Here is an 11,541-nt window from a genome sequence, read left to right on the forward strand (position 1 = left end):
CCGCTCGGGATGGCGCCATCCCCATGGATGGCACGACTGACAGGCCAACAGAGCCTGGATGCGAGAATGCTCCCCGTGGCAAGCCTGACGCTTCGGGCAACACCCTCTCGCATTGAAATCTGCACACGCTTGACGGGGTGCCGGTGGAACCGGCTGAGATCCTGCATGCATGCTTCGCCGCCCTGACGCGCGAGCTTGCCAGCAAGGGGTCCCGTGGAACCTGAACCGGTTAGGACCGGCGTAGGAATCAAGCTGATGGCCAGCCGCTGCGCGCGGCCGCCTCGCTCCCGGGCCACCTGCTGGCAAGGAGTCGGCGACGACCATCCTCTCCCTGCGCACGGTCTTCCCATGATGACGTCAGCCGTGACGTCGCCCTTTGAGGAGACCTGCATGAGCTCTGCCCCGACGACACAAGACCCGCAAGCCACCAACGCCGCCGAGTCACCTCTCGCCTCGCAGCCTGAGTCTGCCCCCAAGGTACGCGCGCGTGCCGGTCGCAAGGATGGCAGCCGCCACCTCGCCAGCGAAGCACAGGTCGACGCCGCCGCCATCGCGCCGCTGAGCGGCTCGCGCAAGATCTATATCGAAGGCTCCCGCTCGGACATCCGCGTGCCCATGCGCGAGATCGGCTGCTCGCCGACCCAGACCTCCAGCGGCCTGGAAGAGAACCCGCCTATCGTCGTCTACGATACCTCCGGCCCCTATACCGATCCGGCGGTCGAGATCGATATCCGCCGGGGTCTGGCGCCGCTGCGCGAGCAGTGGATCGAGGAGCGCGGTGATACCGAACAGCTCAATCAGCTGAGCAGTGAATATGGCCGCGTGCGCCAGGCCGACCTGCGCCTGTCGTCACTGCGCTTCGAGCTGGACCATCGCCCGCGTCGTGCCCTGCCGGGCAAGAATGTCACCCAGCTGCACTATGCGCGCCAGGGCATCATCACCCCGGAGATGGAATACATCGCGATTCGCGAGAATCAGCGACGTATCGCGCTGCGTGAGGAATATCAGGGCAGCGAATCCGTCGAGAGCATTCTGGGCCATCAGCACCCAGGCCACAGCTTCGGCGCCAACCTGCCCGACGAGATCACCGCCGAATTCGTGCGTGAGGAAGTCGCACGCGGCCGCGCCATCATTCCCGCCAACATCAATCACCCGGAAAGCGAGCCGATGATCATCGGCCGCAACTTCCTGGTGAAGGTCAACGGCAACCTGGGCAACTCGGCGGTCACCTCCTCCATCGAGGAAGAGGTCGACAAGATGACCTGGGCGATCCGCTGGGGTTCCGACACCGTGATGGACCTCTCGACCGGCGCCAACATCCACGAGACCCGTGAATGGATTCTGCGCAATTCTCCCGTGCCCATCGGCACGGTGCCGATCTATCAGGCGCTGGAGAAGGTCGATGGCGTGGCCGAGAACCTCGACTGGGAGATCTTCCGCGACACGCTGATCGAGCAGGCCGAGCAAGGCGTCGACTACTTCACCATCCACGCCGGCGTCCTGCTGCGCTATGTGCCGCTGACCGCCAGCCGCGTGACCGGCATCGTCTCGCGCGGCGGCTCGATCATGGCCAAGTGGTGTCTGGCGCATCACGAGGAAAGCTTCCTCTATCGCCACTTCGAGGACATCTGCGAGATCTGCAAGGCCTACGACATCAGCCTGTCACTGGGCGATGGCCTGCGCCCGGGCTCCGTGGCCGATGCCAATGACGCCGCCCAGTTCGGTGAGCTCGAGACGCTCGGCGAGCTGACGAAGATCGCCTGGCAGCACGATGTCCAGGTCATGATCGAAGGCCCGGGTCACGTGCCGATGCACCTGATCAAGGAAAACATGGACAAGCAGCTCAGCGAGTGTGACGAGGCGCCCTTCTACACCCTCGGCCCGCTGACCACCGACATCGCCCCGGGCTACGACCACATCACCTCCGGCATCGGCGCCGCGATGATCGGCTGGTTCGGCTGCGCCATGCTCTGCTACGTGACCCCCAAGGAGCACCTGGGCCTGCCCAACAAGGACGACGTCAAGACCGGCATCATCACCTACAAGATCGCCGCGCATGCCGCCGATCTGGCCAAGGGCCACCCGGGCGCGCAACGCCGTGACAATGCGCTCTCCAAGGCGCGCTTCGAGTTCCGCTGGGAAGACCAGTTCAATCTGGGCCTGGACCCGGACACCGCGCGCAGCTTCCACGACGAGACGCTGCCCAAGGACTCGGCCAAGGTCGCCCACTTCTGCTCCATGTGCGGGCCGAAGTTCTGCTCGATGAAGATCACCCAGGAAGTGCGTGATTACGCCAATGAGCATGGCCTGACCGGCGATGCCGACAGCGTGATGGCCGGCATGCAGGAGCAGGCCGACAAGTTCAAGCGTGAAGGCAGCCAGCTCTATCAGGAGGTCTAGGCAAGCGCCTGACGCACAGGAAAGCTGACTTTCTAAGCCACAAAAAACGCCCCGACCAGTGATGGTCGGGGCGTTTTCGTCACATCCTGCCAGGGGCTCATGACATCTCATGAGCGTGACAGAAGGCTCACGTGCGGCTGGTGACTTCCAGCAGGTGATAACCGAACTGGGTCTTCACCGGGCCCTGCACGGTGTTGATCGGGGCGCTGAACACGACTTCGTCGAATTCTTTGACCATCATGCCCGGGCCGAAGGCGCCCAGGTCGCCGCCACTGCGGCCGGACGGGCAGGAGGAGTGCTCGCGAGCGGCATCAGCGAAATCGCGGCCGTTCTCGATTTCGGTCTTGAGAGCTGCACACTGTTCTTCGCTGGAAACGAGAATATGACGCGCTGTGGCCTGTGCCATGTCTATCACCTGTCACTGATCGAATAAATGCCGTCGGCAATCACCGGCGGCGTGGCAGGTCATTGTGGCCCAAGGCAGCGCTCGCCGCTAGCGTCCTGCACAGACCCGCCGCTGATACTGGATAGCATCGAGATCATTGCTGCCGAGCAGTGCCGCCGTGGCAGCGTTGCATTCCGCCTCGGCCAAGTCATCGGCAGCGGAGGTTTCCGCCCACTGGATGTTGCCGACACTGGGCCGGTAACTGACCGCGGCATTGCATGCCATGCGCCGCGTACTGTTGTAACGTTGCGAAGGCATAGTCGGAGGGTTGCTGGTCATTTCCCGGCACGTCGAGGCAAACATCTCGCTGGCTGCCTGACTGCAACGGGTATGGGCCATGGCATTCTGGCGCTTTCTGGCACACACCGAGTCATTGAGAACACGCCAATGCAGGGTATCGAAATCGATCACCTGCCCTTGATAGCGGGTCTCGACATGCTCGCGCTGAAGCCCTGCTGTCGTCGTCAGATGCGAGGCGACACCCTCACCGAATTGCCCACTCAAGCCCGAGACCGCATCCATTAACGCTGCCAATGCCGCACTGACAGAATTCATCACACACTCCTTGTGTTGATACCTCCCGGCATATGCCGCCGGGGAGCCTTGCTCGATCATCCATGACCGTCACTTGCGGTGACATGCCCTGATAGCACTGCCTCATGACGAGACTGATAACGCCGACTGACAGCGACAGCGCGCTCCCTGCGACCTTACCCGCACACCGTCATCATTGCCTTAACGCTCAAGGGGATGGTGCCAACGCTTCCCCCTCCAGCAACGAGTAATCAGATTCAGTACTCCAGACACGCGAACGCCCACCCGGAAGACCGGATGGGCGTTGGGGACGCTCGCCTGAGAGCGTCGGCAGCAGTCGCTTACTTGGCGACTTTCTGCATGGCCTCGGAGGCGGACTTGGCGTTGCTTTCTGCCAGTTCCTGACCTTTCTTGGCGTATTCCTGGTTCAGCTCGACCACTTTCTGGGTGTCGTTCTGCAGCTTCTCGCCCAGAGTCTTCACGGTTTCCTGCTGCTCCTTGACGAAGTTCTTCAGACCTTCGCTGTCCTTGATCTCGAGCATGGAACGCGCCTGGGTCAGGGAAGCATCAGCATAGGACTTGGTCAGTTCCATCTGTGCGCCGATCAGCTTCTCGCTGTAATCGATGCTCAGAGCGCTGAACGCACGCAGCGGAGACAGGAACATATCGTCGAACTGCTGAGCGGACTTCTCGAAGTTGGCATTGAACATGTAGGCACCCTCCAGGGTATTGGCATCACGCTGAAATGAACCGGAGCGTTGCTCCGTTCGGTTATCAGGACTGAACCGGGCTGGTGCACCGTAGTGACCGAGCCATCATTATCAAGCCGTCACTATCAAGCCGTCGCGGTCAGATAGTGCTATCGACCAGGTTCCATCCTCGCTGCAACGCAGCATAAGACAGTCTTTGTTGCACTGCAACATCAAAAACATCGCAACGACTGATCTGTACGCCATGGTTGATGCAGTTGCCTGATTACACTGGAGAAAAACAATCAGAAGTCGAAAAGAAAATTGACGCCCTGGGCTCCCGACACGCCCTTCACCACGCCCTGGAACGCCAGACTGGGCCAAAGTGCTGGAACAGAAGCCTGAAGCTGAAAGGCTGAACTTGAGGAGAGCGCCGTGCTGCTGCCTCACTGGCATGAGGCGTCGCGACAGCGTTTGCAGAGCAGACGCCCGCCCAGCGCGCGTGCCTGATCTGCCTGGCGACAGAAGTCGACACTCTGGGTGGAAAGCCACCGCCGACAGCCCTGGCAGCGCGGCAAGCCTTCCTCATCCTGCGACGGGGCGGAAGACGCGCCCTGCTGATTGTCGGCCGCAGCCCCCGGCTGCTCGCCTGCCGCCTGCGGGCTCGCGGGGCCTTCTCGGCTATCCTGATCCAGAGTCTGGTGCCCGGGCTGCCAGTGCGCGGCCTGCAGCCCTCGGCCCCCAAAACCGCACTGCCGTTTCAGGGCAGCCGTAGATGTCACGCCACGCTGGACCGCCAGCGTCGTGTCATCCGACGCCCCTTCCATGTCATCAGACTCTGCCGCCACGGCAGCGCTTTCGCCTGAGGCCCGCGCCAGCTCTTCAGGCGATAGCGGCGGTTGCCATAGATAGGCCAGCGGGGATACCTGAGTGGCAGCGTCGCCCTCCGTCGCGCGCGTGCCGGCGGCCAGGCCCAGCTCCGCCACCCAATCCGTATTGGGGGCCACATGCTGGGTCGCGATGGCGCGCCCCAGCTGGCGCAGGCGGCGCTGATCGAGGCGGTGGGTAAAACTGCGCAGCCGTGTCACGTAAGCGGTCTTGCCGCTCACCTGCAGGCACTGACGCTTGAGGCGCGCGAAGGACAGCAGCGCACGACTGTCCACGATATCTTCCGGCGGCCGACTGACCTGAGCCGCATCAGCCACCACGATGCGATAGCGTAATTGCGGCTGCAGCGTCATCCCCAGGCGCACAGGCAACAACGAGGAGGCCTCCAGCCATTGCACGATGGCGCGGCTACGCTCAGTGATCGTCTGCAAGGGACACGGCGTCACGGCATATGCCATGACGCCATCTTCGCCTGAGGGTGTCTCGCCGCCCTGCGCGACTCGTCCGCCATGGGCCAACAACTCACCGAAGGGAGTGATCGAGAGCGTCAGATCAAAACAGGAAGCATCCAGCACCCAGACCTGCATGAGGCTGTTGATCAGCAGGTGATCGATCTCGATCACGCCCTCTGCCTGCGCCAGGCGCACATCATGCAGCACGACCCAATCATCCCGCGTCCCCAACAAGGCATCCAGCTGGCTTGCCAGTGCACGGCGACGCGCCTGACGGGCACGTATCGCACGCAGGGCCTCCAGCACCTTGTGGCGCTCGGGTGCGGCAAGCGCAGCATCCTGCGCCAGCACCTCGAGCACCAGCAGGTCGTATTCCCGTGAATCGCAGTCCTTGATCAGCATGGGCGCCTCTGGATTAGAGCATTCATATATATAACTCAGTGTAGTGCTCTATTCGCAATCTTTCTTGCCTCTGACTCCGCGGGAGAATCCGCCAGCGGATAGCGGATAGTAGTAACAGAGACTGAGGGTCATCGCTCCTGCGCTGTCTTGGGCGCGGGCTCCCGGTAGGGCAGCATTGCCGTCACCTGCTGACGCGCCTTGCTGATCCAACGTGCCTCCTTCTCGACCGCCTCTGCCACCGCCTCCTGAAGCCCGGGATGCATCAGCCAATGCAGCGACCCGGTGGCATACGCCGCGAAACCGCGACTGATCTTGTGCTCTCCCTGGGTGCCGGGATCGAAGCGCTTGAGCCCTCGCTGCAGGCAGAATTCGAGCCCCTGGTAATAGCAGACCTCGAAGTGCAGACAGTCGGCATGCACTTCGCTGCCCCACCAACGACCATACAGGCAATCACTGCCGATCAGACACAAGGCTGCCGCCACCGGCGCGCCCTGCTCATCTCGCGCCTGCACCAGCAGCAATCGCTCGGGCATGCTGCGCCTGAGCTGCTGGAAGAAATCGAGTGGCAGATAAGGGCGCTGGCCGCGCTCGAGATAGGTCATGCAGTAGCAGCGGTAGAAGGCCTCGATATCGTCAGAGCCAATCCGTGCTCCCTCGAGCCTGGCCAGCGTGAAGCCTTGCTCGGCGACCTTGCGCCGCTCGCGACGGATCTCCTTGCGCCGTTTGGAGCGCAGACTCTCAAGCCAGGTGGCAAAGTCCGGCTCACCGCGTGACTGCCAGTGATATTGCATCCCGGGACGCGAAATCAGCTCCGGAATCGCCGCCTGCCAGTCTTGCCGCTCGTCTGCCGAGACAAACAGCAGATGAAACCCGCTGTGCTCATAACGACGCAGCGCGCTACCCGGCTCAGCCGCGGGTGCGATGCCGGCCTTGAGATGCGGCCACAACCACTCAAGCAAGGCACGCCGGGCTGCGGGCGATGCCAACTGCGACGAGGTGACAAGGCGTGGGCCATCGCTGGGAGTGAACGGCACGGCAGTCAACTGCTTGGGATAATAGCGCCCACCGGCCTGCTCCAGGGCCTCCGCCCACTGCTGGTCGAACACATATTCGCCACGCGAGTGCAGCTTGAGATAGCGCAGCAGCCCCGCCAGCAAGCGGCCGTCGGCGTCTCGCACTACCAGATGGGCAGGATGCCAACCACTGGCGGCGCTGGCCGCACCGCAGCTTTCCAGCGCGCTCAGATAGGCATGCTGCAGAAAGGGATAGTCATCGCCTGCCAGCGCATTCCATTCACTGGCGGTGAGGGCGTCGAGGGAATCCAGCACCTCCAGACGCCAGCCCTGCTTCTGTGCGGCATCTGCGGCGCTCGCAGCCTGCTGCTGGTCTGTCGCCGCCTCTGTCACCGCCTGAGCCGCCTCATCCTCTGCCTGCCATTGCCCTGTCACCGTACTCTCCTCATAGTCTTGCCATGCCCACCGCTGGTGCAGACATGCCGCACATCCCAGGACATGCTAGTGTGTCGTCATGATGCAGGACAACGAGACCCACATGACAGAGACTCCCACGCCGCCGGACGACACGTCCACGAGCGGCTCACAGCCCCAGGGGCACGCTCAAGAGTCCTCGCAAGGGCCCTCTCAAGGCCCCTATGCGCCGACCCCGCCCGCGCAGGACACCCATGCCAGCACGAATCTCATGGCAGTGGCCGCCTTTGCCCTGAGCGTGCTCGGCTGCCTGCTCGCGCCTGCGGCACTCGGCGGCGTCGTGTGTGGTCACATTGCGCGCAGCCAGATCCGCCGCAGTGGCGAAGCCGGTGACAGCTGGGCCCTGGCCGGACTGATTCTTGGCTATCTGCTGATCGCCCTGTCGCTTGCCGGCCTGCTGATGTTCGGCGGCATGATGTTGACCATGTTCGGCATCATGGCCTTCAGCACCTGACCAGCGCCTGGACACTCCGGCTTGAACGTGCAGCGCGCCTGCACGGATAATGCGTCGACATTGCTTCCCCGTGCCAGCGGGGCATGCCTGCCTCTCGCAGCGTCTGCCCTGCCAGCGATTCCGGTTCCCCCGAGCCGCCTTGATACTGAGCGAGCCTCGATGTTGTACTCGATTCTCGATAATGATTTCTACAAGTTCACCATGCAGAACGCCGTGGTGAAACTGTTTCCGTATGCGCGCGCTCGCTACGCCTTCATCAACCGTGGCGAGCATTCGTTCCCGCCGGGGTTCGGCGAGGCCTTGCGCATCGCGGTAGACAACATGGCCGAACTGGCATTGAGCGTGGAAGAGAAATCCTTCCTCGAGCTTCACTGCCCCTTCCTGGACCCGACCTACCGCGACTTCCTGGCGGGCTTCCGCTTCGATCCCTCCGAAATCACCATCACCCAGACCGGTGATGAGCTGGAGGTGCATATCGAAGGCTACTGGTATCGCACCATCCTGTGGGAAGTCCCGCTGATGGCGATGATCAGCGAGCTCTGGTATCAGCTGGGCGGAGATCAACGTGACAGCGATCAGGCCCTGCGCGACAGCACCCTGGCCAAGATCGAGCACTACAAGCGTCTCGGCATCCGCGTGGCGGAATTCGGCACTCGTCGTCGTCACTCCTACGATGTGCACGACAAGGTGGTCGCGGGCCTCAAGGACCACGGCCGCGGCTGCTTCATCGGCACCAGCAACGTGCACATGGCGCAGCGCCACGGCATCAAGCCGATCGGCACGCACGCCCATGAGTGGTTCATGTTTCATGCCGCGCGCTTCGGCTTCAAGATGGCCAACATCCTGGCGCTGGAGAACTGGGTCAAGGTCTATCGCGGTGACCTGGGGATCGCCCTGTCTGACACCTTCACCAGCCAGGCCTTCTTCAAGAGCTTCGACAAGAAGTTCGCCAAGCTGTTTGACGGCGTGCGCCACGACAGTGGTGACCCCATCGACTTCGCCGAGACCACCATCCGTCACTATGAGTCACTGGGCATCGACCCCAAGACCAAGACCATCGTGTTCTCCGATGGTCTGGACACCGACAAGGTCGATCGCATCGTGCGCTACTGCGCCGGGCGTATCGGCATGTCGTTCGGCATCGGCACCAACTTCACCAATGATGTCGGCCCGCAGCCGATGAACATGGTGATCAAGATGACCGAAGCCCGCCCCGAAGGTCAGGAATGGGTGCCGGTGATCAAGCTGTCGGATGTCTCGAGCAAACACACCGGCGACCCCGACATGATTCGTCTGGCGCACCAGGTGCTGTCGCTCAAGGAGCTGGATTGAAGCGCGCGCTCAGCGAACGCTGAACGCCTTGCCATGGCCTCCTGCCAGAGACCTTGAAACAGGCTCATGAAATAGCTTCTAGAAAAAGCCCCACGAAAAAGCCCGCCCGGAAACTTCCCGGGCGGGCTTTTTCATGTCGATCACCTTCAGCACCGGTGACGACGGCTCAGGTCTTGACGGACTTCTTCGGTGTCTTGAAGACCTCATTGAACAGGTTGAGCATGACCTGCCAGGAAGCCGAATCCGCGGCCGCGTCATAGCCCAGCGGCAGATCGTACTTGGCCGCCTTGGCATCCGATTCCGGATTGGTGAAGGCGTGCTTGGCGCCCGGATACTGGATCAACGTGGTGCGCGTCTCGAGTGACTGGAAGGTCGCGACCAGCTTGTCGAGATCCTCCTGCGCCACCAGCGTATCGGCCGCGCCATTCTGGATCACGACCCGGCCGGCAAACGGCTCGGGTTCCTTCACGGCAATCGACGGGCTGCCATGGAAGCTGACGACCGCCTTGAGCGGTGCTCCGGTCAGCGCCATGTTGAGTACCACGGCACCGCCGAAGCAGTAGCCGATCGCCGCCATGCGCTCGCCATCGACTTCCGGGCGTGAGCGCAGCACCGCCAGCGCCGAATTGAAGCTGGATTCGGCCTTGGGCCAGTCACTCATCACTGCAGAGGAGAAGGCGCCGGCCTCCTTGGGGTGCTCGGCCGTGCGCCCACCGCCATACATGTCGACGGCCATGACCACGTAGCCAAGTCCCGCCAATTGTTCGGCGCGCTTGCGGGCGTAGCTGTTCAAGCCCCACCACTCATGTACCAGCAGGATACCGGGACGGCGCCCCTGCGCCTTGGCATCGCGTGCGATCAGGCCTACGTGCTCCTCACCATTGGCCCGATAGGTCACCGTCTCCGTCACCACCTGCGGCCCCTCGAGACGATTGACCAGCGGTGCATCCTCGGCGGCCATGGCCTGTCCGGCGGAAAATACCGACTGTGCAAACAACAGGGTGCCAGCGCACCAGCCACGTAACATTCGCATCGCCTACTCCTTGTATGACGTGATCCACTTGCATGACGCGATCCACAACCCGAGACACCGGCTGCAGGTGTGCCCGATTGATCACCGGTATTGGCTCAATTGTCCTCGCTCAAGGACTGCGATGCCAGCACCACCCGATCGCGACCGCTGCGCTTGGCACTGTAGAGCGCCATATCGGCACGGTGCAGGTAGCCATCCCGGGTCTCCCCCGGCAGCGGTGTCGCCACTCCCATGCTGATGGTGCAGCGCAGTGTCAGCGACTTGAAGCGCACCTCCAGCGCTGCGATCTGTTGTCGCAGGCGCTCGGCCATGCCGACACCGGTGGCGGTACCGGCATCGGTGAGCAGGACGGCAAACTCCTCGCCGCCCAGACGCGCAAAGCAGTCATCGCGCCGCAGCTGGGCACGACACGCCTCGCCAAGACTGATCAGCACCTGATCGCCCGCCGCATGGCCGTGAGTGTCATTGACGCGCTTGAAGTGGTCGATATCAAACAGGATCAACGCCATCTGCTCCCGCGATGACGAGCTCAGCAGGGTGTCGAGCGTGTCGAGGAAGCTGGCCCGGGTCATGGCGCCGGTCATGGCGTCCGTCATTGCTTCATGCTCGCGACGCTGTTCGACCAGCTTGCGCTCATGAATGTTGCGCGACACCGACAGCACGCGCTGATAACGCCCGGTGACGGGATCCATCGAGGGCGTCGAGATCGACTCGAACCACAGCGTATGCCCGGCCTTGTGTTGAATCCTGAAGTCGATTCGAAACACCTCGCCGAGACAGGCGGCACGATGGACCTCCTGCGCGATGCGCAGCATGTCATCGGGATGGATCAGCTGCTTGATCTCCTGGCCGATGATCTCCTGCGGGCGATAGCCGCAGAGCTTTACCACCGAAGGGCTGATGTACTGACAGATGCCGTGGGAGTCCTCGATGCTGACCAGATCGCTGACGGAGTTGAGGATGAAGCGATAGCGCTCCTCGCTCTGGCGCAGCTCATCCTCGATACGGTATCGAGCGGTGGCATCATCACAATAGCCATTCCAGATCACACCGCCCTCGGGGGAGTCGATCACCTGCGGCAGCCCGACACACGCCAGCCTGCGCTCCTGACCATCCGGATGCTGATAGCGTATCTCCGCTTCCCAGGGCGATTGCTGCTGGGCACTGGTCTGCAGTGACATTAGCAGCTGCTCACGCTCGCGACCCGCGATGCGCGCCAGCAGCAGCATGGGGTCGTCGATGACGGCCTGCGGGTCGAGCCCCAACACTTGCGAGGCGACCGGCGAAAGGTAGGTATAACCCCGGCTTATTCATGAGGCCGACCTGAAAACGAAGATGGCGAGTGGTTTTCTCTTGTAGAATCAGGATATTCCTGCCAGAACACGATTCAAGAGGACCACTCGCCATGGGTGAAACCCTAACGAC

The 11,541-nt window shown here is 62.5% G+C and carries 10 protein-coding genes and 1 riboswitch; of the genes, 3 read left to right on the top strand and 7 right to left on the bottom strand.

Annotation, left to right across the window (positions count from 1 at the left end):
• Positions 1–123: 123 nt before the first annotated feature.
• Positions 124–264, top strand: a riboswitch (TPP riboswitch).
• A 126-nt stretch (positions 265–390) separates the two neighbouring features.
• Positions 391–2,400: a phosphomethylpyrimidine synthase ThiC gene (gene thiC / locus IZU87_RS08310; RefSeq protein ID WP_213114241.1), complete on the top strand. Its 2,010-nt coding sequence runs from the start codon at positions 391–393 to the stop codon at positions 2,398–2,400.
• Between the two features lie 127 nt (positions 2,401–2,527).
• On the opposite strand, the gene IZU87_RS08315 is transcribed toward thiC, so the two are convergent.
• The 5 genes from IZU87_RS08315 to IZU87_RS08335 form a co-directional block, all read right to left on the bottom strand.
• Positions 2,528–2,806: a peptidylprolyl isomerase gene (locus IZU87_RS08315; RefSeq protein ID WP_043331408.1), complete on the bottom strand. Its 279-nt coding sequence runs from the start codon at positions 2,804–2,806 to the stop codon at positions 2,528–2,530.
• 87 nt (positions 2,807–2,893) lie between these two features.
• Positions 2,894–3,400, bottom strand: a complete 507-nt coding sequence (locus IZU87_RS08320; protein WP_213114242.1) for a hypothetical protein — start codon at positions 3,398–3,400, stop codon at positions 2,894–2,896.
• Positions 3,401–3,720: 320 nt separating this feature from the next.
• On the bottom strand, positions 3,721–4,089 hold the full coding sequence (locus tag IZU87_RS08325; RefSeq protein ID WP_043331409.1) for a phasin family protein: 369 nt from the start codon (positions 4,087–4,089) through the stop codon (positions 3,721–3,723).
• A 425-nt stretch (positions 4,090–4,514) separates the two neighbouring features.
• Positions 4,515–5,810 carry a nuclease-related domain-containing protein gene (locus IZU87_RS08330; RefSeq protein WP_213114243.1) on the bottom strand — a complete coding sequence of 432 codons (1,296 nt, stop codon included), beginning with the start codon at positions 5,808–5,810 and terminating at the stop codon, positions 4,515–4,517.
• A 128-nt stretch (positions 5,811–5,938) separates the two neighbouring features.
• The gene (locus IZU87_RS08335) at positions 5,939–7,258 is read right to left on the bottom strand and encodes a GNAT family N-acetyltransferase (protein ID WP_349305171.1); all 1,320 of its coding nucleotides are present in this window, start codon (positions 7,256–7,258) and stop codon (positions 5,939–5,941) included.
• Positions 7,259–7,361: 103 nt separating this feature from the next.
• Here IZU87_RS08335 and IZU87_RS17665 point away from each other — a divergent pair, with 103 nt between their 5' ends.
• Positions 7,362–7,751: a DUF4190 domain-containing protein gene (locus tag IZU87_RS17665; RefSeq protein ID WP_249330498.1), complete on the top strand. Its 390-nt coding sequence runs from the start codon at positions 7,362–7,364 to the stop codon at positions 7,749–7,751.
• A 159-nt stretch (positions 7,752–7,910) separates the two neighbouring features.
• Positions 7,911–9,083 (top strand): nicotinate phosphoribosyltransferase, encoded by a 1,173-nt coding sequence (pncB, locus tag IZU87_RS08345; RefSeq protein ID WP_043331412.1) that lies wholly within the window; start codon positions 7,911–7,913, stop codon positions 9,081–9,083.
• A gap of 166 nt (positions 9,084–9,249) precedes the next feature.
• Here pncB and IZU87_RS08350 read toward each other — a convergent pair whose 3' ends face one another.
• Entirely contained in the window at positions 9,250–10,116 is an 867-nt protein-coding gene (locus tag IZU87_RS08350; protein WP_234368114.1) for a dienelactone hydrolase family protein, read from the bottom strand.
• 95 nt (positions 10,117–10,211) lie between these two features.
• Positions 10,212–11,426 carry a sensor domain-containing diguanylate cyclase gene (locus tag IZU87_RS18040; protein ID WP_349305172.1) on the bottom strand — a complete coding sequence of 405 codons (1,215 nt, stop codon included), beginning with the start codon at positions 11,424–11,426 and terminating at the stop codon, positions 10,212–10,214.
• Positions 11,427–11,541 lie beyond the last annotated feature (115 nt).

Origin of the sequence: Cobetia sp. MC34 (genome assembly GCF_018340035.1) — a bacterium.
Taxonomy (GTDB): domain Bacteria; phylum Pseudomonadota; class Gammaproteobacteria; order Pseudomonadales; family Halomonadaceae; genus Cobetia; species Cobetia amphilecti.

What these genes read in the sequence shown, in the direction of transcription:
- thiC (WP_213114241.1), top strand. Translation starts at nt 391, where the DNA reads ATGAGCTCTGCCCCGACGACACAAGACCCGCAAGCCACCAACGCCGCC.
- IZU87_RS08315 (WP_043331408.1), bottom strand. Translation starts at nt 2,806, where the DNA reads ATGGCACAGGCCACAGCGCGTCATATTCTCGTTTCCAGCGAAGAACAG.
- IZU87_RS08320 (WP_213114242.1), bottom strand. Translation starts at nt 3,400, where the DNA reads ATGAATTCTGTCAGTGCGGCATTGGCAGCGTTAATGGATGCGGTCTCG.
- IZU87_RS08325 (WP_043331409.1), bottom strand. Translation starts at nt 4,089, where the DNA reads ATGTTCAATGCCAACTTCGAGAAGTCCGCTCAGCAGTTCGACGATATG.
- IZU87_RS08330 (WP_213114243.1), bottom strand. Translation starts at nt 5,810, where the DNA reads ATGCTGATCAAGGACTGCGATTCACGGGAATACGACCTGCTGGTGCTC.
- IZU87_RS17665 (WP_249330498.1), top strand. Translation starts at nt 7,362, where the DNA reads ATGACAGAGACTCCCACGCCGCCGGACGACACGTCCACGAGCGGCTCA.
- pncB (WP_043331412.1), top strand. Translation starts at nt 7,911, where the DNA reads ATGTTGTACTCGATTCTCGATAATGATTTCTACAAGTTCACCATGCAG.
- IZU87_RS08350 (WP_234368114.1), bottom strand. Translation starts at nt 10,116, where the DNA reads ATGCGAATGTTACGTGGCTGGTGCGCTGGCACCCTGTTGTTTGCACAG.